Origin of the sequence: Streptomyces sp. NPDC048521 (genome assembly GCF_043199855.1) — a bacterium.
Lineage (GTDB): Bacteria > Actinomycetota > Actinomycetes > Streptomycetales > Streptomycetaceae > Streptomyces.
This window is the reverse complement of sequence record NZ_JBICWR010000006.1, coordinates 205,306-227,382: the sequence shown is the minus strand read 5'-3', so window position 1 is coordinate 227,382 and position 22,077 is coordinate 205,306. Positions and strand designations below refer to the sequence as shown.

At 71.2% G+C, this 22,077-nt stretch carries 22 protein-coding genes; 16 read left to right on the top strand and 6 right to left on the bottom strand.

Translation table 11 applies throughout. From position 1 onward, the window contains the following. The first annotated feature begins 149 nt into the window (after positions 1-149). The gene (locus ACGFRF_RS16890) at positions 150-890 is read left to right on the top strand and encodes a response regulator transcription factor (protein ID WP_393740872.1); all 741 of its coding nucleotides are present in this window, start codon (positions 150-152) and stop codon (positions 888-890) included. Next, positions 887-2,428, top strand: a complete 1,542-nt coding sequence (locus tag ACGFRF_RS16885) for an ATP-binding protein (protein ID WP_393740497.1) — start codon at positions 887-889, stop codon at positions 2,426-2,428. Before ACGFRF_RS16890 ends, ACGFRF_RS16885 begins: the two co-directional genes overlap by 4 nt. On the opposite strand, the gene ACGFRF_RS16880 is transcribed toward ACGFRF_RS16885, so the two are convergent. Both ACGFRF_RS16880 and ACGFRF_RS16875 read right to left on the bottom strand, forming a co-directional pair. Continuing rightward, entirely contained in the window at positions 2,415-3,119 is a 705-nt protein-coding gene (locus ACGFRF_RS16880; RefSeq protein ID WP_393740495.1) for a L,D-transpeptidase, read from the bottom strand. The two genes, ACGFRF_RS16885 and ACGFRF_RS16880, sit on opposite strands and share 14 nt — an antisense overlap. Positions 3,120-3,122: 3 nt before the next feature. Then, positions 3,123-3,710, bottom strand: coding sequence for a pyridoxamine 5'-phosphate oxidase family protein (locus ACGFRF_RS16875; RefSeq protein ID WP_393740493.1), 588 nt, complete (start codon positions 3,708-3,710; stop codon positions 3,123-3,125). A 176-nt stretch (positions 3,711-3,886) separates the two neighbouring features. Here ACGFRF_RS16875 and ACGFRF_RS16870 point away from each other — a divergent pair, with 176 nt between their 5' ends. From ACGFRF_RS16870 to ACGFRF_RS16850, 5 genes are all read left to right on the top strand, one after another. Beyond that, positions 3,887-5,080: an argininosuccinate synthase gene (locus ACGFRF_RS16870; protein ID WP_393740491.1), complete on the top strand. Its 1,194-nt coding sequence runs from the start codon at positions 3,887-3,889 to the stop codon at positions 5,078-5,080. 133 nt (positions 5,081-5,213) lie between these two features. Further along, positions 5,214-6,647 (top strand): argininosuccinate lyase, encoded by a 1,434-nt coding sequence (argH, locus tag ACGFRF_RS16865; protein WP_393740489.1) that lies wholly within the window; start codon positions 5,214-5,216, stop codon positions 6,645-6,647. Between the two features lie 196 nt (positions 6,648-6,843). Beyond that, positions 6,844-7,815 (top strand): aldo/keto reductase, encoded by a 972-nt coding sequence (locus tag ACGFRF_RS16860; RefSeq protein WP_393740487.1) that lies wholly within the window; start codon positions 6,844-6,846, stop codon positions 7,813-7,815. An 83-nt stretch (positions 7,816-7,898) separates the two neighbouring features. Then, positions 7,899-8,447, top strand: coding sequence for a TetR/AcrR family transcriptional regulator (locus ACGFRF_RS16855; RefSeq protein ID WP_393740485.1), 549 nt, complete (start codon positions 7,899-7,901; stop codon positions 8,445-8,447). Between the two features lie 14 nt (positions 8,448-8,461). Then, entirely contained in the window at positions 8,462-9,985 is a 1,524-nt protein-coding gene (locus ACGFRF_RS16850) for an MFS transporter (RefSeq protein WP_393740483.1), read from the top strand. A gap of 38 nt (positions 9,986-10,023) precedes the next feature. Here ACGFRF_RS16850 and ACGFRF_RS16845 read toward each other — a convergent pair whose 3' ends face one another. Together ACGFRF_RS16845 and ACGFRF_RS16840 are read right to left on the bottom strand one after the other, a co-directional pair. Further along, a complete protein-coding gene (locus ACGFRF_RS16845) occupies positions 10,024-11,649 on the bottom strand; it encodes a multicopper oxidase family protein (protein ID WP_393740481.1) in 1,626 nt (541 codons plus the stop codon). A gap of 134 nt (positions 11,650-11,783) precedes the next feature. Beyond that, positions 11,784-12,455: a lysophospholipid acyltransferase family protein gene (locus ACGFRF_RS16840; protein ID WP_393740479.1), complete on the bottom strand. Its 672-nt coding sequence runs from the start codon at positions 12,453-12,455 to the stop codon at positions 11,784-11,786. A gap of 390 nt (positions 12,456-12,845) precedes the next feature. Between ACGFRF_RS16840 and ACGFRF_RS16835 the strand changes: the two genes are divergently transcribed. The 3 genes from ACGFRF_RS16835 (at position 12,846) to ACGFRF_RS16825 (ending at position 15,166) form a co-directional block, all read left to right on the top strand. After that, entirely contained in the window at positions 12,846-14,024 is a 1,179-nt protein-coding gene (locus ACGFRF_RS16835; protein ID WP_393740477.1) for a glycerophosphodiester phosphodiesterase, read from the top strand. Between the two features lie 93 nt (positions 14,025-14,117). Next, a complete protein-coding gene (locus ACGFRF_RS16830; RefSeq protein ID WP_393740475.1) occupies positions 14,118-14,624 on the top strand; it encodes an RNA polymerase sigma factor in 507 nt (168 codons plus the stop codon). A gap of 44 nt (positions 14,625-14,668) precedes the next feature. Continuing rightward, a complete protein-coding gene (locus ACGFRF_RS16825; protein WP_393740870.1) occupies positions 14,669-15,166 on the top strand; it encodes a GNAT family N-acetyltransferase in 498 nt (165 codons plus the stop codon). A 72-nt stretch (positions 15,167-15,238) separates the two neighbouring features. Here ACGFRF_RS16825 and ACGFRF_RS16820 read toward each other — a convergent pair whose 3' ends face one another. Together ACGFRF_RS16820 and ACGFRF_RS16815 are read right to left on the bottom strand one after the other, a co-directional pair. Then, a complete protein-coding gene (locus ACGFRF_RS16820) occupies positions 15,239-15,658 on the bottom strand; it encodes a hypothetical protein (RefSeq protein WP_393740473.1) in 420 nt (139 codons plus the stop codon). A 1-nt stretch (position 15,659) separates the two neighbouring features. Then, on the bottom strand, positions 15,660-16,019 hold the full coding sequence (locus tag ACGFRF_RS16815) for a hypothetical protein (RefSeq protein ID WP_393740471.1): 360 nt from the start codon (positions 16,017-16,019) through the stop codon (positions 15,660-15,662). A 69-nt stretch (positions 16,020-16,088) separates the two neighbouring features. Between ACGFRF_RS16815 and ACGFRF_RS16810 the strand changes: the two genes are divergently transcribed. The 6 genes from ACGFRF_RS16810 (at position 16,089) to cbiE (ending at position 21,975) form a co-directional block, all read left to right on the top strand. Beyond that, a complete protein-coding gene (locus ACGFRF_RS16810) occupies positions 16,089-16,739 on the top strand; it encodes an HAD family hydrolase (RefSeq protein ID WP_393740469.1) in 651 nt (216 codons plus the stop codon). Between the two features lie 400 nt (positions 16,740-17,139). Continuing rightward, the gene (locus ACGFRF_RS16805; RefSeq protein ID WP_393740467.1) at positions 17,140-18,183 is read left to right on the top strand and encodes a methionine ABC transporter ATP-binding protein; all 1,044 of its coding nucleotides are present in this window, start codon (positions 17,140-17,142) and stop codon (positions 18,181-18,183) included. Further along, positions 18,180-18,917 carry a methionine ABC transporter permease gene (locus tag ACGFRF_RS16800; RefSeq protein ID WP_393740465.1) on the top strand — a complete coding sequence of 246 codons (738 nt, stop codon included), beginning with the start codon at positions 18,180-18,182 and terminating at the stop codon, positions 18,915-18,917. Before ACGFRF_RS16805 ends, ACGFRF_RS16800 begins: the two co-directional genes overlap by 4 nt. Before the next feature lie 64 nt (positions 18,918-18,981). Continuing rightward, positions 18,982-19,812, top strand: a complete 831-nt coding sequence (locus ACGFRF_RS16795) for a MetQ/NlpA family ABC transporter substrate-binding protein (RefSeq protein ID WP_393740463.1) — start codon at positions 18,982-18,984, stop codon at positions 19,810-19,812. Positions 19,813-19,997: 185 nt separating this feature from the next. After that, entirely contained in the window at positions 19,998-20,636 is a 639-nt protein-coding gene (locus ACGFRF_RS16790) for a GNAT family N-acetyltransferase (protein ID WP_393740461.1), read from the top strand. Between the two features lie 118 nt (positions 20,637-20,754). After that, positions 20,755-21,975, top strand: a complete 1,221-nt coding sequence (gene cbiE, locus ACGFRF_RS16785; RefSeq protein WP_393740459.1) for a precorrin-6y C5,15-methyltransferase (decarboxylating) subunit CbiE — start codon at positions 20,755-20,757, stop codon at positions 21,973-21,975. The last annotated feature ends 102 nt before the right edge of the window (positions 21,976-22,077 follow it).

Genomic DNA, 22,077 nt, shown 5'->3' with positions numbered 1-22,077 from the left:
CCTCTGAGCGGCGGCCGGGACGGGCCTGTTCAGAGCGGACTCAGAGGCCGCTCTCGGACGGCTCTCACCACCTCGGAGGTCACTCAGAGGAAACTCAGAGGTCCCGGGACGGCCGAGCACTCCGCGCAGGAGCGATGCTGGAAGACGCGATGAACACCACCCGTTCCGGCCGCCCGGCCCTCACCCGCCCCGACGGCACCCCGCTGCGCGTCCTCGTCGTCGACGACGATCCCGACCTCGCCGAGGTGCTCACCGGCGCCCTGCGCTACGAGGGCTGGGAGGTCCGCGCGGCGGGCGACGGCGCCGGCGCTGTCACCGCCGCGCGCGAGCTGCAGCCCGACGCCGTCGTCCTGGACGTGATGCTCCCGGACACCGACGGCTTCGCCGTGCTGCGCCGTCTGCACGAGGTGAAGCCCGACGTGTGCGTGCTCTTCCTCACGGCACGGGACGCGGTCGAGGACCGGATCGCGGGCATCACCGCGGGCGGCGACGACTACGTCACCAAGCCCTTCAGCCTGGAGGAGGTCGTGGCACGGCTGCGCGGACTGCTGCGCCGCGCCGGCATGGCACGGCAGGCGGAGGAGGGACCGCGGCTGATCGTGGGCGACCTGGTCATGGACGAGGACGCCCGCGAGGTGACCCGGACCGGCGAACTCGTCGAACTCTCGCCGACCGAGTTCGAGCTCCTGCGCTTCCTCATGCGCAATCCGCGCCGCGTGCTCAGCAAGGCCCAGATCCTCGACCGGGTGTGGTCCTACGACTTCGGCGGCCGGGCCCATGTGGTCGAGCTGTACATCTCCTACCTGCGCAAGAAGGTCGACGCGGGCCGCGACCCCATGATCCACACCGTGCGTGGCGCGGGCTACGTACTGAAGCCGGTGACCGGATGAACCGCCCGCGCCGGCTGCTCCGACCCCGCACCCTGCGCGCCCGCCTCACCGTCGGACTGGTGGTGCTGCTCGCGGTGAGCTGCGCGGCCGTCGGGCTGGCCGCGGTCGTCGAACTCAACGGCTTCCTCACCCAGCGCCTGGACGAACAGCTCACCCAGGCCGGCATCCGGTTCCCGGAGAGCCTCGAGCACAACGGCCGGCTGCCGGACGACCGGCCCCAGTCCCGCAAGGACGTCACCGGGGGGACCTCCCTCGGCGACGAGCACGGAGACACCCGCCGGATGGCCACCGGCACCTTCGGTGCCCGCCTGCTGCACGGCACCGTCACCCACAAGGGCCTCATCCGCAGCGGCGATCCGTCCGCCGACCTCGACGTCGACGTCACCGCACGAGACGCCCGACGGCTGGCCGCGGTACCCGTCGACGGCAGGCCCCACAGCGTCGAACTCTCCGCCCTGGACGACTACCGGGTGGTCGCGACCGCCGGCCGGGACGGGGACGTCCTGATCGTCGGCCTCCCGCTCGAGCCGGTCGAGGCCACGGTCCACCGGCTGGAACTCGTCTCGGGGATCGTCTTCGGCCTGGCCCTCGTGGTGACCGGCGTGGCCGGGGCCTGCTGGGTGCGCTGGTCGCTGCGACCGCTCAGCCGGGTCGCCGCCACCGCCACCCGGGTCAGCGAACTCCCGCTGGCCGGCGGAGAGGTCGCGCTGCCGACGCGCGCCCCGGACACCGACCCGCACAGCGAGGTCGGACAGATGGCCGCCGCCTTCCACCGCATGCTCGGCCATGTCGAGGACGCGCTGACCAGACGGCAGGCCGGCGAGGAGCGGCTGCGCCGGTTCGCCGCCGACGCCAGCCACGAACTGCGCACCCCGGTCGCCTCGGTGCGCGGCCACGCCGAACTGGCCCTGCTGCATCCGGGCCCGGTCCCACCGGAGGTGACCCGCGCCCTGCACCGCATCACGGCCGAGTCCGCCCGCATGGGCGAGATGGTCGACGACCTGCTTCTCCTCGCCCGCCTCGACGCGGGCCGTCCGCTGGAGAGCCGGCCCGTCGACCTCACCCGTCTGGTCCTGGACGCGGTCGCCGACGCCCGCGCCGCGGGCCCCGGGCACCGCTGGACGCTGGACCTGCCAAAGGACCCGGTGACGGTCGCCGGCGACGCCCACCGCCTCCACCAGGTGCTGGCCAACCTGCTGGCCAACGCACGTGTGCACACACCCGCCGGCACGAAGGTGACGGTGACTGTGGAGACCGACGGCGAGCAGGCCCGCCTCTCGGTCCACGACGACGGCCCCGGCGTCCCCGAGGACATCCGGCCCACCGTCTTCGAACGCTTCACCCGAGCCGAACACCGCCGTCCCCCGGACGCCACCGGCGGCGGGGCCGGCCTGGGCCTGTCGATCGTGGCGGCGGTGGTGGAGGCGCACGGGGGAGACGTGGGGCTGGAGAGCGGGCCGGGGGCCACGACGTTGACGGTGCGCCTGCCCGCCCACGGGACGCGGGGAAGCGCGCACGGCACCTTCAGTACCGGGTGACCGCCGTGGGTCCGTCCACCGTCCCGATGGCGATGTGCGGCTTCTTCCCGGGCTGTGCCCACCGCAGGATCCGGCGCATCGCGTCCTCCGGTACCGACACGCAACCGGCCGTGGCCGCCCGCCCGTTGACATGCAGGAAGATGCCGGCTCCGCGTCCCCGCACCGGCCGGTCGTAGTTGAACCCGATGACCAGGCCGTACGCGTACTGCGTCGGGTAGGTGACCAGGTGCTCGGCCTCCGCGGCACGGCAGTCGTCCGGCAGGGGATCCACCCACCGGTTGTACGACGCCGAGTCGTTGTCCTGGCACCACCAGGAACTCTCCCGCACCGGGAGGTACTCGACCTGTGTCCCGGCCGGCGCCGCCTTGATGCCGAAGGCGAAGGGGAGGTCGTACAGCCCCGTCGGAGTCGTGTTCGTGCCTTGCGTCCGCGAGCCGCCCTCGACGAGCCCGCTGGACCCGAACCGGGCCGGCGCGGTCCCGGACTCCACCCACTGTCCGTCCCGCAGGTCCCACCAGGTGAGCGTCCCCGACGTCGAGCCGGTCGCCGGGGCCTGAGCGGTGATCAGCTGGGTGCCGCCGCCCGTGTCCGCCATCCGTGCGGGCAACGCGGCCGGCTCGGGTCCGGGCGTGAAGCCGAGCAGGGCGAGGCAGGAGGCGGAGACGAGGGCGAGGACGACACCGGGGCGCATGTCTCAGACGGTAGACGGGGGGAGCGGCAACGGCAGCCCGGGTAGTCCGTCCAGGCTCGTCGCGATGTGCTCCTTCTTGGCGAAATAGGCGCTCAGCGAGGCGTCGTCCTCGCGCGCGAAACGCTTTCCGTGCAGCTCGCGGTCCTCCTCGTACGCCATGTAGGGGACGGCGTACCCGCAGCTGTCCCGCACGGTCTCGGCGTGGACGACGATGACCGCGCGCAGCCCGTGCGCGCTCGGGTCGATGTCCGGGAAATGGGCGAGCAGTTCGCCGAAGCGCGGGTCGTCGCGGAAGACCGGCTCGCCCCGGCCGTGCACGCGCACGATGTTCGGCGGCCCCTGGAACGCGCACCACATCAGGGTGATCCGCCCGTTCTCCCTGAGGTGCGCGATGGTCTCGGCGCTGGACCCGGCGAAGTCCAGGTAGGCGACGGTGAGTTCGTCCAGCACGGCGAACGAGCCCCTGAGCCCCTTGGGGGAGAGGTTGACCGTGCCGTCGGCGGACAGCGGGGCGGTCGCGGTGAAGAAGAGGGGCTGCTCCTCGATGAACGTGCGGAGCCTGCCGTCGATGCGCTCATAGGTCTTTCCCATGTCTGACGAGTATCGACGAAATTCGTTCGTTTGTCTAAGGAAATGCTGAACCCGTGCAAGGGGCCGTAGGTGATCGGCCGTGGCCACCGTCCACGTCACCCGGTACGGCGATTGACGAACCATGCAGAGTTCTGCATACTCATGCATGTCAGCGAATGCACTGTGAGGAGAAACCCGTGACCGAGCGCGTCGTACTCGCCTACTCAGGCGGTCTGGACACCTCCGTCGCCATCGGCTGGATCGCCGAGGAGACGGGCGCCGAGGTCATCGCCGTTGCGGTCGACGTCGGCCAGGGCGGCGAGGACCTGGACGTCATCCGCAAGCGCGCCCTCGCGTGCGGCGCGGTCGAGGCCGAGGTCGCCGACGCCAAGGACGAGTTCGCCGACGAGTACTGCCTCCCGGCGATCAAGGCCAACGCCCTCTACATGGACCGCTACCCGCTGGTCTCCGCCCTCTCCCGGCCGACGATCGTCAAGCACCTCGTCGCCGCCGCCAAGAAGCACGGCGCCACCACGGTCGCCCACGGCTGCACCGGCAAGGGCAACGACCAGGTCCGCTTCGAGGCCGGCATCGTCGCCCTCGCCCCCGACCTGAAGTGCATCGCCCCGGTCCGTGACTACGCGATGACCCGGGACAAGGCGATCGCCTTCTGCGAGGCCAAGCAGCTCCCGATCGCCACCACCAAGAAGTCCCCGTACTCCATCGACCAGAACGTCTTCGGGCGCGCCGTCGAGACGGGCTTCCTGGAGGACATCTGGAACGCCCCGATCGAGGACATCTACGAGTACACCTCCAACCCGGCCACCCCGCGCGACGCCGACGAGGTGATCATCACCTTCAAGGAAGGTGTCCCGGTCGCCCTCGACGGCAAGCCCGTCACCGTCCTGCAGGCCATCCAGCAGCTCAACGAGCGCGCCGGCGCCCAGGGCATCGGCCGGATCGACATGGTCGAGGACCGCCTCGTCGGCATCAAGTCCCGCGAGGTGTACGAGGCTCCGGGCGCGATCGCCCTGATCACCGCCCACCAGGAGCTGGAGAACGTCACCGTCGAGCGCGAACTGGCCCGCTACAAGCGGCAGGTCGAGCAGCGCTGGGGCGAGCTGGTCTACGACGGCCAGTGGTTCTCCCCGCTCAAGCGTGCCCTCGACGGCTTCATCGACGAGGCCAACCAGCACGTCTGTGGCGACATCCGGATGACGCTGCACGGCGGCCGCGCGGTCGTCACCGGCCGGCGCTCGGAGTCGTCCCTGTACGACTTCAACCTCGCCACCTACGACACCGGCGACACCTTCGACCAGGCCGCGGCCAAGGGCTTCATCGACATCTACAGCCTGTCGTCGAAGATCGCCGCCAAGCGGGACCTGGCGTAGGCGCCCCGGCGCGTACGGCCTTCGGGTCACCTCACACGCATCAGCCTGACAGCCGCCTCCTCGCCTGCAAGGGTGGGGAGGCGGTCGCACAGCGACATCTGTGCCACAAAGACATCTCCGAGGAGCAACGCAAGTGAGCAGCAACAGCGGTGACGTACGGCTCTGGGGCGGCCGTTTCGCCGACGGTCCCGCCGAGGCCCTGGCGAAGCTGTCCGCGTCCGTCCACTTCGACTGGCGGCTCGCGCCCTACGACATCGCCGGTTCGCGTGCCCACGCGCGCGTGCTGCACAAGGCGGGGCTCCTCACCGAGGACGAGCTGCAGCGCATGCTCGCCGGGCTCGACCGGCTGGAGGCGGACGTCGCCGACGGCTCCTTCGTCGGGACCATCGCCGACGAGGACGTGCACACCGCCCTGGAACGGGGCCTGCTGGAGCGCCTCGGCCCCGACCTCGGCGGAAAGCTCCGCGCGGGCCGGTCCCGCAACGACCAGGTCGCCACCCTCTTCCGGATGTACCTGCGCGACCACGCCCGGATCATCGGCGGCCTGATCGCCGACCTCCAGGACGCGCTGATCGGCCTGGCCGAGGCCCACCCGGACGTGGCGATGCCCGGCCGCACGCACCTCCAGCACGCCCAGCCGGTGCTCTTCGCCCACCACGTCCTCGCCCACGTGCAGTCCCTGTCCCGGGACGCGGAACGGCTGCGTCAGTGGGACGAGCGGACGGCGGTGTCGCCGTACGGCGCGGGCGCCCTCGCCGGCTCCTCCCTGGGCCTGGATCCGGAGGCGGTCGCCGAGGACCTGGGCTTCGAGCACGGCAGCGTCGCCAACTCCATCGACGGCACGGCCTCCCGTGACTTCGTCGCCGAGTTCGCCTTCATCACGGCGATGATCGGTGTGAACCTCTCCCGCGTCGCGGAGGAGATCATCATCTGGAACACGAAGGAGTTCTCCTTCGTGACCCTGCACGACGCGTTCTCCACGGGCTCGTCGATCATGCCGCAGAAGAAGAACCCGGACATCGCCGAGCTGGCGCGCGGCAAGTCCGGCCGCCTGATCGGCAACCTCACCGGTCTGCTGGCGACCCTGAAGGCCCTGCCCCTCGCCTACAACCGCGACCTCCAGGAGGACAAGGAGCCGGTCTTCGACTCCTGCGACCAGCTGGAGGTGCTGCTCCCCGCCTTCACCGGGATGATCGCCACGCTCACCGTCCACCGCGAGCGGATGGAGGAACTGGCCCCGGCCGGTTTCTCGCTCGCCACCGACATCGCCGAGTGGCTGGTCAAGCAGGGTGTGCCGTTCCGCGTGGCGCACGAGGTCGCGGGCGAGTGCGTGAAGGTCGCCGAGGCCGAGGGCAAGGAACTGGACGACCTCACGGACGAGCAGTTCGCGAAGATCTCCGCCCACCTCACTCCCGAGGTCCGCACGGTCCTCAACGTCCCCGGTGCCCTCGCCTCCCGCAGTGGCCGCGGCGGTACGGCACCCAGCGCGGTCGCCGTCCAGCTGGCGGAGGTCAAGGCCGACGTGGCACGGCAGCACCAGTGGGCGACGGCCAAGCAGAAGCAGTAGCGGAGCGCCCCCTCAGCGGTGCGCGGCTGTGTCGATGTGCGGCCCCGCCGCGTGGGCGCGAGCGACCACCGCGAGCGACCACCACGCACCCGCACGCGCCGACGCACCGCAACCCCCTGCTGCTGCCGCGATCACCTGGGCCATCGCGGGTTACGTTGGTCCAAGCCCTCACGGAGCCGACCGAACGGAGCCCGCGATGCCCTTCGAGCGACTGGCCACAGCGACGACCCCGACCTGCCACATCGGCCTCGGCCTGGCCGCCGTCGGCCGCCCCGGCTACATCAACCTGGACCGGGACAGGGACTTCGGCGAGGACCGCAGCGAGCAGGCGCTCCGCACCCGTACCCATGAACTCCTCGACGCCGCCTACGCCCAGGGCGTCCGCTACGTCGACGTGGCGCGCTCCTACGGCCGTTCGGAGGAGTTCCTCGCCGACTGGCTGAACGCCCGCCCCGACATCGACGACGTCGTGGTCGGCAGCAAGTGGGGCTACACCTACACCGCCGGCTGGTCCACCGACGCCGAGCGGCACGAGGTCAAGGACCACGGCCTCGCCACCTACCAGCGGCAGCGCGCCGAGACCGACGCCCTGCTCGGCGACCGGCTCGACCTCTACCAGATCCACTCGGTGACCCCGGACAGCCCCGCCCTCACCGACAAGGAACTCCACGCGAAGCTGGCGGAAGCCGCCGCCGAGGGCCTGACCATCGGCTTCTCCACCAGCGGCCCCGCCCAGGCCGACGCCGTCCGCGCGGCCCTCGCCGTCACGGTCGACGGCGAGCCCCTCTTCCGTACCGTCCAGTCGACGTACAACGCCCTGGAGCCCTCAGCGGAACCCGCCCTCGCCGAGGCGCACGACGCCGGGCTCACCGTGATCGTCAAGGAGGGCATGGCCAACGGCAGGCTGGCCGCGCCGCACGCGCCGGCCGTCCTGAAGGCCGTGGCCGAGGAGGCCTCCCTCGGCTGCGACGCCGTGGCCCTCGCGTGGATCCTGCGCCGGCCCTGGGTCGGTGTCGTGCTCTCCGGCGCCGCGACCGTCCCGCAACTCGCCTCCAACCTCCACGCTCCGGCCGTCGACCTCGACGAGGACCAGCTGACCCGCCTCGCCACGCTGAGGGAGGACCCGCGCGCCTACTGGGAGCAGCGCGGACAGCTGCCCTGGCACTGACAGAAACCGGTGATGACCAGCGGGTATGAGGCACGCATGCCCGTAATGAGACATCAGTGTCTCACCTGGGCTATATTTGTCTCATGGCCCTCGATCGTGACCACGTGCTGCGCAGTGCAGCCGCCCTGCTGACCCGGAAATCCACCGCGACCATGGACGAGGTCGCCAAGGCCGCCGGGATCAGCCGGGCCACGCTGCACCGGCACTTCGCCGGCCGCGACGCGCTGGTACGCGCGCTGGAGGCGCTCGGTATCGCCGAGTGCGAGGCCGCGCTGGACGCGGCCCGCCCGGAGGAGGGCCCGGCGGGCGAGGCCGTACACCGCCTGGTCCGCGCGATCGAGCCCTGCGCCGGACTGCTCGCCTTCCTCTACACCGAGAACCAGCTGTTCGAGGGCGAGCAGCAGAACCAGGGCTGGGCGCGCATCGACGAACGCCTCACCGCTCTGTTCCGGCGCGGCCAGGAGACCGGCGAGTTCCGCATCGACCTCACCCCGGCCTGGCTCACCGAGGCGCTGTACGGCCTGCTGGCCTCCGGCGCCTGGGCCGTGAGCGAGGGCCGCGTGGCCGCGAAGGACTTCACCTACATGATCGTCGAGCTGCTGCTCGGCGGCGCACGACGCACCACCGCGTGACGAAGGAAGGAATCATGACCAGCACCCTGCAGCCGGTTCGCGCGGCGGAGGTGGAGAAGCGCCCGGGCCGCTGGCTCGCGCTCTCCGTCCTCGTCCTGGCCGTGCTGCTGGTGGCCGTGGACGCCACCGTCCTCGGCCTGGCGACCCCCTACATCAGCGAAGACCTCAACCCCTCCGGCACCCAGCTGCTGTGGATCGGTGACGTCTACTCCTTCGTCATCGCCGGTCTGCTGGTCTCCATGGGCAGCCTCGGCGACCGCATCGGCCGCAAGCGGATCCTGCTCGGCGGCGCGACGGCGTTCGGCGCGATCTCCGTGCTCAACGCCTACGCGACGACACCCGGGCTGCTGATCCTCGCGCGGGCCCTGCTCGGCGTGGCGGGCGCGACCCTGATGCCCGCCACCCTGGCCCTGATCCGCAACCTCTTCCACGACCCGCGCGAGCGCAGCCTCGCCGTCGGCGTCTGGGGCGCCACCGCCTCCGCCGGTACGGCCGTCGGCCCGATCGCGGGCGGCTTCCTCCTCGAGCACTTCTGGTGGGGCTCGGTCTTCCTGATCAACCTGCCGGTGATGGCGGTCCTGGTCCTGGTCGGCATCCGCACGCTGCCCGAGTCCCGCAACCCGAACCCCGGCCCCTGGGACCTGACCAGCGTCGTGCTGTCCCTCGCCGGCATGATCGGCATCGTGTACGCGGTCAAGGAGATCGCCACGCACGGCGTCACCTGGCCCACGCCGGCCGCGGGCCTGCTGGGCGCGGCAGCGCTCTACGGCTTCGTCCACCGCCAGCTCACCATGCCCACCCCGCTGCTGGACATGCGCCTGTTCCGGCGCCGCGGCTTCAGCGGAGCGGTCCTCGCCGACCTGCTGACCGTCCTCGGCATGTCCGGCCTGGTGTTCTTCCTCTCCCAGTACCTGCAACTCGTCCAGGGCAGGCGCCCCTTCGAGGCGGGCCTGGCCGAACTGCCCGCGGCCGTCGGCGCGGTGGCGGCCGGCCTGATCGCGGGCCGCGCGGCCCGGCGCTTCTCGGTCCGCGCGGTGGTCTCGGGCGGCCTGGCGGCCGTCGGACTGGCCCTGGCCGCGCTGACGACGCTCGGCCGGTCCACGGGCTACCCGGTCCTCGGCGCCGCCCTCCTGGTCGTGGGCATCGGCGCGGGCTTCTCCTTCACGGTCACCGCGGACGTCATCCTCTCCAGCGTGCCCAAGGAACAGGCGGGCGCCGCCTCGGCGGTCTCCGAGACGGCGTACGAACTGGGCGCCGCCCTCGGCATCGCCCTGCTGGGCTCCATCGTGACCGGCGTCTACCGGGACTTCACGGGCCCGGCCGGCACCCCGGACCGGGCCCACGAGTCACTGGGCGCGGCGGTGGAGGCGTCGGCGCACATGCCGCCGCACCGCGCCGAGGCGCTGCTCGACGCGGCCCGGGATTCCTTCGTCCACGGCCTCCACCTGGCCTCCGGCGCAGGCGCGGCGGTCCTGCTGGGTACGGCGGCAGCGGCATGGTTCCTGCTGCGGAACCAGAAACTGGAAGGCGCCGGCTGAGGTGGCTCCGCAAGGGGCGCGGGCCGGGTGGATACGCGTCACCTCCGATAGCCGAGCACCGTCATCATCCCGCTCTCCGAGTGGTACTGGTTGTGGCAGTGCAGCATCCACAGCCCCGGATTGTCGGCGTCGAAGTCGATCACCAGCTTCCGGTGCGGCAGCAGCACGGCGGTGTCCTTGCGAGCGCCGACCGCGTCGAGACCGGTCAGCGCGAAGGTGTGCCCGTGCAGATGCAGCGGATGCCACATGGCCGTGGCGTTGACGAGGGTGAGCCTCACCCGTTCACCGGCGCGGACCGGGTGGCGTTCGCGGACCGAGTAGGGCCGGTGGTCGAACCCCCAGTCGAAATTCTTCATGTTGCCGGTGAGCCTGATGCGCAGTTCGCGGTCGGGGTGGCGGTGGTCGAGCGCCACGGAGTCGTCGGGCACGAGGCGGCGTGCGGGGACCGTGTTCCCGTCGAGTTCGTCCGGGCGCACACCGGGTGAGGGGAGGTTCTTCCCCTTGTCGGTGCGCAGGACGGCGAGGGCCTGGCCCTTCTTGCCCTCGGGCAGTGCGACCAGGGGGAAGACGCCGTCCCGGGCGGTGATCAGGACGTCGTACCGCTCCGCCATGCCGACGAGGAGGGCATCGGTCTTCTTGTGCTTCACGGGATAGCCGTCGGTGTGCGTGACGGTCATCTCATGGTCGCCCAGCGCGACACGGAAGGCGGTCTCGGAACCGGCGTTGATGATGCGCAGCCGGACACGGTCGCCGGGACGGCAGCGGAACACCGAAGGGTTGCTGGGCAGGCGCCCGTTGACCAGGTAGTAGGGGTAGGCGACGCTGCCGCCCTCGCCGTGGAGGATGCGGCTGTAGGAGTCGTGGAGCACCCGGGAGGGGCCCGCGGGCTTCTTGGCCCGCGACGGGTGCGCCTTCGCCGGCCGGCTGGGGCTCGAGCTGCCGTGGCCGGGACCCATGGCCATGTTTCCCATGTCCATGGAGCCGCCGGGCTTGAGCTGTTCGAGGACGTCCTCGGGGGTGGAGCGTTCCACGCCGTCGAGCCAGTCGTCCAGGACGACGACCCACTCCTTGTCGTAGGCGAGGGGCTCCTTGGGGTCGTCGACGATGAACGGCGCGTACAGGGCTCGGTCGGGCTGCATTCCGACGTGGGAGTGCAGCAGGTACGTCCCCGGGTGCTCGGCGGTGAAGCGGTAGCGGAAGTCCGAGCCGGGGTCGATGGCCTGCTGGGTGAGGTCCGGGACGCCGTCCATGTCGCAGCGCAGCCGCACCCCGTGGGAGTGCAGCGTGGTGGCGGTGGGCAGCCGGTTGGTGAGGGTGAGGTCGAGGATGTCACCGGCGGTGACGCGCACCAGCGGTCCCGGGAGCGCCTCGTTGTACGCCCAGCTCCGGACGGACTTCCCGCCCAGGTCCAGCGTGGTCACGCCGGCCGTGATCCTGTACGTGCGTACCGGACCGGACCCGCGTTTCCGCTCGGCGGCAAGGACCTCCGGGTCCGACGGGTTGACGTACCCCCGTGGCCCGGCCGGGACGAATGGGCCCCGGCCGTCGGCATGTTGGGGGCCGGAGCCGGGCGCGGAATCGAAGCCGGTGCAGGCTGCCAGGAGTCCCGCGCCGGCGGCGGCGACCGGGGTACGGAGGAGGGTACGCCGAGAAGGTTTGAACATGTCTAAATAAGACATGTTGCGTGGTCGTACAGCCGGGTGATTCGGCTGAATGCCCGATGTGTCGGTGACAGATTCCACCGGCAGGCGGACGGACGCGGGCCACGGAGCCGTCGCGTCCGTCCGCCCGTGGGTCGCTAGGCGGCCTTGGCCTTCGTGGCGTACATGTCCACGTACTCCTGGCCCGACAGCCGCATGACCTCGGCCATGACGGAGTCGGTCACGGCCCGCAGCACATACCGGTCCCGGTCCATGCCGTCGTACCGCGAGAACTCCATCGCCTCACCGAACCGGACGGTCACACGGCCGGGCCGCGGGATCCCCGCCCCGCCCGGCTGCAGCTTGTCCGTGCCGATCATCGCGAAGGGGACCACGGGCGCCCCCGTCATCAGCGTGAGGCGGGCGATGCCGGTGCGGCCACGGTAGAGACGGCCGTCGGGAGACCGCGTCCCCTCCGGGTAGATGCCGAAGATCTTGCCTTCCTCGAGGACGCGGCGGCCGGTCATCAGCGCCGCCACACCGCCGCGACCGCCGTCGCGGTCCACCGGGATCATGCCGACGCCCGTGAAGAACCACGCCATGAGCCTGCCCTTGAGGCTCTTGCCGGTGACGTACTCGTCCTTGCCGATGAAGAAGACCTGACGGTCGCAGACCAGGGGCAGGATCATCGAGTCGATGAACGTCAGGTGATTACCGGCCAGAATCACCGGGCCGTCCCCGGGGATGTGCTCCGCGCCCTCCACCTGTGGGCGGAACATCAGGCGCATGATCGGTCCGAGCACTGCCTTGATGAGCGCGAAGCGGGACAACGGGTCCTCCGATGTCGAGGGGGGCGATATGAGTCTGTGCAGGTGAGGACATTACTCGCGGCGCCCGGGCGAGCGCACATCGGGGACGCCCGGTTCACCGAGGTCTTACTAACTGTTGACGCGGGTTTACCTGCGGTGCCGCGTCCGGGACGGGCCGCCACGCCGTGGCGACGGTGTGACGGACATCGCGCGCCCCTCGACCACCGGTTACCCGGGCCGCGCCCGCCGATGCCGACGGTTCGTCATGTCCCGCCTCCCACCGGACACACGGCATCACCCGCGTGTTCGAACCGAGGACTCCCTTCCGTCATGTGCGCCCCCCTACGATCGGCGCGCACCGAAGGCGCGGAGCGCCGCAGACAGACGCAGGGCGACGGCAGGAGGGCGCTGATGGACGGCGACCAGGCGAACGAGCGGACACAGGGCATCACGGGACGGCGGGCGATCCTCGGCGCCGCGGTGCTCGGCGCGGGCGGAGCGGTCCTCGGGCTGCCCGGCGCGGCCAGCGCGGCGGGGGCCCGGACGGCCGGGCACGGCGGGCGCGGGCTGAAGAGCCTGCCGGTGCCGACGATCATCGGCCACCGGGGAGCCAGCGGCTACCGCCCCGAGCACACCTTCGGCTCCTACGAACTGGCCCTCGACATGGGCGCCGACATCGTCGAGGCAGGTGACCTGGTCCCCACCAAGGACGGCCACCTCGTCTGCCGGCACGAGCCGGAGATCGGCGGCACCACGGACGTCGCCTCCCACCCCGAGTTCGCCGACCGCAGGACCACCAAGGTCCTCGACGGCGTCACCACCACCGGCTGGTTCACCGAGGACTTCACGCTCGCCGAGCTGAAGACGCTGCGCGCGATCGAGCGCATCCCGGCCAACCGGCCGCACAACACCCTCTACAACGGGCGCTGGGAGATACCCACGTTCGAAGAGGTCCTCACGTGGCAGGACGAGCAGACCCGCAAGCGCGGCAAGCAGGTCTGGATCTACCCCGAGACCAAACACCCCACCTACTTCCGCAAGCTCGGCCTCGGTCTGGAGGAGCGGGTCGCGAAGCTGCTGCGCAAGCACGGCAAGGACGGCCGGAACGCGCCGGTCATCCTGCAGTCCTTCGAACCCAGCAGCATCCAGAAGCTGAACCAGCTGGTCGACAACCCGCTCGTCGTCCTGCTCTCCTCGGCCGGCAGCCGCCCCTGGGACTTCGTCGAGGCGGGCGACCCGCGCACGGTCGCCGACCTGATCACCCCCAAGGGACTCAGGGAGATCGCCGGTTACGCGCAGGGCATCGGCCCGACCCTGGACCTGGTCATCCCGAGGAACGCGGACGGCTCCCTGGCCGAACCGACCACGCTGGTCGCCGACGCGCACAAGGTGGGCCTGATCCTGCACCCGTACACCATGCGCAACGAGAACCCCTTCCTGCCGGCCGAGTACCGCAAGGGCAGCGCGGCGGACGCCTACGGTGATGTCTTCGGTGCCTTCAGGACGTACTTCGAGACCGGCATCGACGGCGTCTTCACCGACAACGCCGACACCGGCCTGCTCGCCCGCGCCGACTTCCTGAAGGGCTGACCGCGTCAACCGACGCGGCCGCCCGCACCCCCGTTCGGGGTGACTCCGGGCCGCCCCGGCAACCCACCGCCGGGGCGGCTCGTCGTTCCGCATATGACGCACGACCTGGTAGCCACCCTGCACCCGCTGCTCACCGCCGAGGCCTCCGCGGAGGCATATGCCTCCGGGAGTGAGCCCGGCGACCTCGAGCAGGCCGTCTGGCTCCGTCTGCTGGAGCGACTGGAGGCCGACGGGCCGCCGCCGGACCCGCAGGGCTGGCTGCGCAAGGCCGTCCGCGCGGAGGCCCGCCGCACCCGTCGCACCACCCGCCTGGAACGGCCGTACGGCATCGAGCCGGCCGACGACATCCGCCCCGGCCCCGAGCAGCGCGCCCTCACGGCCGCCCGGTACCGCGCCCTGCGGGACGCGGTCCGCCGGCTGCCCGGCCGCTGCCCCCGGCTCATGGAGGCGCTGCTCTCCCCGCAGGACATGACGTACCGGGAGATCGCGGGGGAGTTGGGTATCTCACAGGGCAGTCTCGGCCCGGAACGCTCCAGATGTCTGGGATGTCTTCGTCGTTTACTCGCCCCGGAGGTTGCTTCGCGCGAAGTGCGGGGATAGGAGTGGGGACGACAGGTGATCAGGTGAGCGGGAGGCATGCGCACATGGGCATGAGCGTGACCATCTCGGTGGCGACCGAGCAGGACGCGGAGCAGATCTTCAGGCTCCAGTACCTGTGCTTCCAGAGCGAAGCGGCGCTGTACGGCAACTACCGCATCGACCCGCTCGTCCAAACCCTGGACTCCGTCCGTCAGGAGGTCGCCTCGGACTGCGTCTTCGTCGCCCGGCTCGGCGACGAGGTCGTGGGCTCCGTGCGCGGCAAGGTCACCGAGGACGGCGCCGCGGCCATCGGCAAGCTCTGCGTCCACCCGCGCCTGCAGGGCCACGGCATCGGCGCCCGCCTGCTGCGCGCGGCCGAGGCGGCGCTGGCCGAGGAGCGCGGCGCCACCCGGTTCCGCCTCTTCACCGGCCACCGCAGCGAGGGAAACCTCCGCCTGTACCGCCGCTCCGGCTACCAGACGGTGGGCAGGTCCAAGGGCGCCGACGGGGTGGAGATGATCATCCTGGAGAAGCAGGCGGGCACGTACGTGCAGACCGCCTGAGGGAACACGTGCCCAGGGGCGCGCGGGGAACGGCGCGACGAGCCGCAGTGGTCCGGCAGCCGCCGACGTCCCTCAGGCGCCCCTCCGGTCGCGCGCCTTCCGCAACCAGTACAGGGCGGAAAGCGGCAGCAGCACGGGGATGAACACGTACCCCATGCCGTAGTCGGACCACACGGTCGCGTCCGGGAAGGCCGAGGGATCGACCAGGGTCCACGTACCGACGAGGAGCACGCCCGCAAGCTCGACGGCACAGCACACCAGCGCTGCCCTGCGCGCCGTCTCCCCGCCCCGCACCAGCGTGTACGTGATGAACCCGTACACCACGCCGGCCGCGGCGGAGAGGACGTACGCGAGCGGTGCCCGGTCGAAATCCGTCGCGATCTGGTACGCCGAACGCGACAGCGCGCCGACCACCATCACGCCGTAGAACCAGACCAGCAGCAGGCCCGGCCCGCTGATCAGCCGGGCCGGCTTCTCCTGCGCCGCCGTCACGTCAGCCTCCCCAGATGTCGTAGAGCCGTACCTCGAGGACGGCCAGCACCACACCGCCCGCCGCGACCGTCACCGAGCCCCAGCGGGTCCGCTCGGACAGCGACATCAACCCCGCCACCGGAACGCACGCGAACGCGCCCAGCAGATACGCCACGAAGATCGTCGTGCCCTGCTCCGGCCTCTCGCCCCGCGCCAGCTGCACGATCCCGATCACCAGCTGGACGAGGGCCAGCAGGGACACCACGGCCATGCCGATGAAATGCCAGTCCTTGGTCGGCTGGTCCCGGTAGGCGGCCCAGCCGCACCAGGCGGCGAGCAGCAGCGCGGCGACGCCGGTCACCAGCGTCAGGGCATTGAGCATGACGCGACCTTATTACGGCCGAAACGACCCACCGCGGCCGCCCCCGTCGTACGCCGTAGGGTCTAGACCATGACGATCCACGCGCACGCCCTCCTGTTCGACAACGACGGCACCCTGGTCTCCTCCCTCGACTCCGTCGAGCGCTGCTGGACCCGCTGGGCCGGAGAGTTCGGGATCACGGCCGAGGAGTTCGCGCGCGTGGAACTGCACGGGCGGCCGGCGGCGGAGATAGTCGCCGATCTGCTCCCCGCCCACCTGGTGCCGGAGGCGGTCGCCCGGGTCGAGCAGCTGGAGGTCGAGGACGTCGCGAAGGGCGGGGTGCGGCTGCTGCCCGGCACCCGGGACTTCCTGGACTCCCTGCCGGCCGACCGCTGGGCCGTCGTCACCTCCGCCACCCGGCGCCTCGCCGAGGCCCGCCTCGACGCCGTCGGCATCCGCCCCAAGTCCCTGGTCTGCGCCGACGACATCACCCGCGGCAAGCCCGACCCCGAGCCCTACCTGCTCGCCGCCCGGCAGCTCGGCGTGGACCCGGCCCGCTGCGTCGTCTTCGAGGACGCCCCCGCCGGACTGCGCGCGGGCCGCGCGGCCGGTATGACCACCGTGGCGTTGGCCACAACCCACCGGGCGGCGGAGCTGGACGCCGATCTCGTGGTCGGGGACCTGTCGGCCTTGTCCGCCCTGGTCACCGGCGAGGCAGTGGAGATCTCCGTCCGCGGCTGAGCCCGCGGCCAGGGGCGTCCGCCGCTGTCCACCATGCGGACAGCGGCGGCCGGTCAGGAGCGTACGTCTGCTTTACTGATCGCATGACCACCACGAGCAGCCGCACCCTTGCGACCGAGGCGACCCCCACGCCCGGTGCTCGTTGTATGTGTCCGTGTCGAATGTGCGCCTTCTAGAGGGCCCCCGCACCATCTGAGCCTCGCGCCCCGAAGCGAGAGCCGCGGCCCGCGACGTCCCCGTCCGGACGTACGCGACCCAAGGCCGCCCGCGCCGCGCACACGACGTTCTCCCCGGTTCCACCGCCACCCGAGAACCGTGCCGCGTCCCTGAACGAACGCACGAAACGCATCCGTGCCCGGGCACACCCACGCCCGCGCACTCGACAGTGACGGAAACCCACGTGATCACCACCACGGGCCTGACCAAGGTCTACCGCTCGCGCGGCCGTGAGGTCACCGCCCTCGACGGCGTCGATCTCCACGTCCGCGAAGGCGAGGTCTACGGCGTCATCGGCCAGTCCGGCGCCGGCAAGTCCTCCCTCATCCGCTGCGTCAACCTGCTGGAGCGCCCCACCGCCGGCTCGGTGACCGTCGCCGGGCAGGACCTCACCGCCCTGGCCGGCCGAGGACCGCGCGCGGGGAAGGACCTGCGCCGGGCCCGCAGCCACATCGGCATGGTCTTCCAGCACTTCAACCTGCTGTCCTCGCGGACCGTCCAGGACAACGTCGAGCTGCCGCTGGAGATCCTCGGCAAGTCCGGCAAGGAGCGCTCCCGCAAGGCGCTGGAACTGCTGGACCTGGTCGGCCTCGCCGACAAGGCCAAGGCCTACCCCGCCCAGCTCTCCGGCGGTCAGAAGCAGCGCGTCGGCATCGCCCGCGCCCTCGCCGGCGATCCCAAGGTGCTGCTCTCCGACGAGGCCACCAGCGCCCTCGACCCCGAGACCACCCGCTCCATCCTCCAGCTGCTGCGCGACCTGAACCGGCAACTGGGCCTGACCGTCCTGCTCATCACCCACGAGATGGACGTCGTGAAGTCGATCTGCGACTCCGCCGCCCTGATGGAGAAGGGCCGGATCGTCGAGTCCGGCACGGTCAGCGAGCTGCTGGCCACCCCGGGCTCCACGCTCGCCGCCGCGCTGTTCCCGGTCGGCGGCGAGGCCTCCGGAGCCGAGCGGACCGTCCTCGACGTCACCTTCCACGGCGAGGCCGCCACCCAGCCGGTCATCTCCCAGCTCTCGCGCACCTACAACATCGACATCTCGATCCTCGGCGCCGCCATCGACACCGTCGGCGGCCTCCAGATCGGCCGCATGCGCATCGAACTGCCCGGCCGCTACGAGGACAACGTGGTGCCGATCGGCTTCCTGCGCGAACAGGGCCTGCAGATCGACGTCGTCGGCCGCGAGGGCGAGCAGCCCCTGCTGGTCAAGGAGGGTGCGAAGTGACCTGGTCGGAGAAGTGGGAACTGCTCCAGCCCGAGTGTTGGAACACCCTCTACATGGTCGGGTGGTCCACCCTCATCGCCGTCGTCGGCGGTCTGCCGCTCGGCATCCTGCTCGTCCTCACCGAGCACGGCGGCCTGCTGCAGAACGTCATGGTGAACAAGGTCCTCGGCCAGGTCGTGAACATCACCCGCTCGATGCCGTTCATCATCCTCATGGTCGCGCTGACGGACTTCACCCGGCTCGTCACCGGGACCAGCATCGGCCGTGACGCCGCCATCGTGCCGCTCGCCATCGGCGCCATCCCGTTCTTCGCCCGGCTCGTCGAGACGGCCGTCCGCGAAGTGGACGGCGGGCTCGTCGAGGCCGTGCAGTCGATGGGCGGCGACACCGTCACCATCGTCCGCAAGGTCCTGGTCCCGGAGGCCCTGCCCTCGCTGATCGCCTCGGCGACCACCACCGTCGTGGCCCTCATCGGCTACTCCGCCATGGCCGGCACCGTCGGCGCCGGCGGCCTCGGCGACCTCGCCGTCCGCTACGGCTACCAGCGCTTCGAGACCGGGCTGATGTGGGTGATCGTCGCGATCCTCGCCGTCGCCATCACCGTCATCCAGTTCGCCGGCGACTTCGCGGCACGCTCGCTGCACAGCCGCGGCGCCCGCTCCGGCCCCGCGCCCAAGCTCCGCCTGCTCAAGGCCAAGGAGCCCGCGGCGGCCGACATCGGCAAGGTCGCGTAAGACACCCCCAGACTCCCCGTCACCCGTCACGGGGTCGCACCACCCTTAAGGAAAGGCACTTTTCGTGCGTAACACCGCCAAGCTCACGACCGCCGTCCTCGCCGCCGGAGCCCTCACCCTCGGGCTCACCGCCTGCGGCTCGGACAAGGACTCCGGCTCCTCCGACTACAGCGGCCCGCTGGTCGTCGCCGCGAGCCCGACCCCCCACGCCGAGATCCTGAACTTCGTCAAGAAGAACCTGGCGAAGAAGGCGGGACTCGACCTGGACGTCAAGGAGTTCACCGACTACATCACGCCGAACACGGCGACCGAAGACGGTGACGTGGACGCCAACTACTTCCAGAACCAGCCGTACCTGGACGACTTCAACAAGAAGCGCGGCACCCACATCGCGCCCGTCGTCACGGTGCACCTGGAGCCGCTCGGCCTCTACTCCCACAAGGTGAAGAAGGCCGACGCCCTGAAGAGCGGTGCGACCATCGCGGTCCCGAACGACTCCGTCAACGAGGCCCGCGCCCTGAAGCTGCTCGCCGCCAACGGGCTCATCACCCTCAAGGACGGCGTCGGCACCGAGGCCACCCCGCAGGACATCGCCAAGAACCCCAAGAACCTCAAGTTCAAGGAGGTCGAGGCGGCCCAGACCGCGCGCTCCCTGGACGACGTGGACGCGGCCGTGATCAACGGCAACTACGCCATCTCCGCGGGCATCAAGCCCGCCGAGGAGGCCGTGGTCCTGGAGTCCGCGAACAACAGCCCGTACGGCAACTTCCTCGCCGTGAAGAAGGGCAACGAGAAGGACCCGCGGGTCAAGAAGCTCGCCAAGCTCCTCACCTCGCCCGAGGTCAAGAAGTTCATCGAGGACAAGTACCAGGGCTCCGTCATCCCGTCGTTCTGATCCCTCGTCGCCCGCCGGTTCCAGGCGTACACGGCGCTTCGCGTCGCACGGGGTCCACTGCCTCACCGGGAGTGGACCCCGTCGTGCGGTTCGGTGGTTTCATGCTGCATGCTGGGCAGTTCAGCGGGGCCGGCCGACGGTCCTGATGGCCCATCAACGTTCTTCCGAAGGTTACGGAGCGGCGCATGACTAGCACCTTCCCCAACATCTCCATCAGCACGGAGCGGTTGGTGCTGCGTCCCCTCGACGAGGACGACGTGCCCGCGCTGGCCGAGATGATGAACGACGAGCAGGTCGGTGCCTGGACCGACGTGCCCCAGCCCTACACCCAGGGCCAGGCCCGCCACTGGATCACCGCGTACGCCCCCGCCGAGCGCACCTCGGGCCGTGGCCTCAACCTCGCGGTCACCGAGTTCCTCACCCAGCGCCTGGTCGGCATCGTCCAGCTGACCAAGACCGACTGGCACGTACGCTCGACCGAGATGTCGTACATCATCGCCCCCTGGGCCCGCGGCGAGGGATACGCCTCCGAGGCCGCCCTCGCCACCGCCCAATGGCTCCTCGGCGACCAGAAGTTCGAGCGCATCGAACTGCGCACCGCCGCCGACAACACCGCCTCCCAGCAGGTCGCCCAGAAGATCGGCTGCATCAGCGAGGGCGTCCTGCGCAACGCCTGCATAGCGCACCACCGCACCGAGGACGGCACGTGGATCGACGTGCGCACCGACTACATCGTGTGGAGCCTCCTGCCGGAGGACCTGGAAGGCACCGACGAGCAGCTCGCCGACACCGATGGTTTCGCCTCGTACTCCGACTGGAACTGACGCCCCGGAAACACGGGCTCGGCCCCGGCGCGCGTCCCACAGCCCCACCGGGTAGTCTCACGGAGCCCGCCCACGGGCCCTCCCCTGACGACCTGCGCAAACCTGGAGACACACGACGATGGCCGACCGGGTGACGGTGATCGGCTGGGACGGTTCGCCGCTGACCGACGCGGCACACTCCGCCCTCGGCGCCGCCACGCTCGTGGCGGGCGCGGCCCACCACTTGGCGCTGCCCGAGATCCCACCCGCCGCCGAGCGCGTCCGCCTCGGCAGCGTCGCCCTGGCCGCCCGCCGCATCGCCGCCCACCGCGGCACCGCCGTCGTCCTCGCCGACGGCGACCCCGGCTTCTTCGGCGTCGTACGCACCCTGCGCGCGCCGGAATTCGGCCTGGAGGTCGAGGTCGTCCCCGCCGTCTCCTCCGTCGCCGCCGCCTTCGCCCGCGCCGGCATGCCCTGGGACGACGCCCAGGTGGTCGTCGCCCACCCGCGCACCCTGCGCCGGGCCGTGAACGTCTGCCGCGCCCACACCAAGGTCGCCGTCCTCACCGCGCCGGGCGCCGGCCCCGCCGAACTCGGTCTCCTCCTCGAGGGCGTCCACCGCACCTTCGTCATCTGCGAGGAACTGGGCACCGAACGCGAGCAGGTCTCCGTCGTCACCTCCGACAAGGCCGCCGACCACACCTGGCGCGACCCGAACGTCGTCATCGTCATCGGCGGACCCACCGGACCGGGGGGCGCCGCCGAGGGCGGTGGCTGGATCGCCGGGCGCGACCCGGGCGCCGGACCGCGCGGTTGGGTACAGCCCGACCAGACGTACGGTGGCGGCCTCGGCGAGGGCGAGACCGAACTGCTCCGTGCCGCCCAACTGGCCCGTCTCGGCCCGCGGGTCGGCGACCTCGTCTGGGACATCGGCTGCGGCAGCGGTGCGTTCGCCGCCGAGGCCGCGCGCGCCGGCGCGGCCGTCATCGCCGTCGACCACGACCCCGCGGCCTGCGCCCGGACCGAGAGCGCCGCACGCCGGTACGGCGTACAGCTGCACGTGGTGCGGGGCACCGCCCCGCACGTCCTGGAGGACCTGCCCGAGCCGGACGTCGTACGGGTCGGCGGCGGGGGAGCGGCCGTCGTCTCCGCGGTCGCCGACCGGCGCCCGCAGCGCATCGTCACGCACGCCGCGACCCGCGACGCGGCCGAACTCGTCGGCCGCGACCTGACCGAGCACGGATACCGGGTCGAGTGCGCCCTGCTCCAGTCCGTCGAACTCGACACCCGGGCCTGGACCGAGACCGAGCGGAGCGTTGCGTTCCTGCTCAGCGGGGTCCTGCCGGATCGCGCCCCGTGATCCTGTTGTCGTACCGCGCGCGGTAGGCTGGCCGATCGTTGTACCGCACGGGTGGGCCGGAACTTCGTTCGCCAATGTCCCGGAACGCGCGCCCGTTTTGGG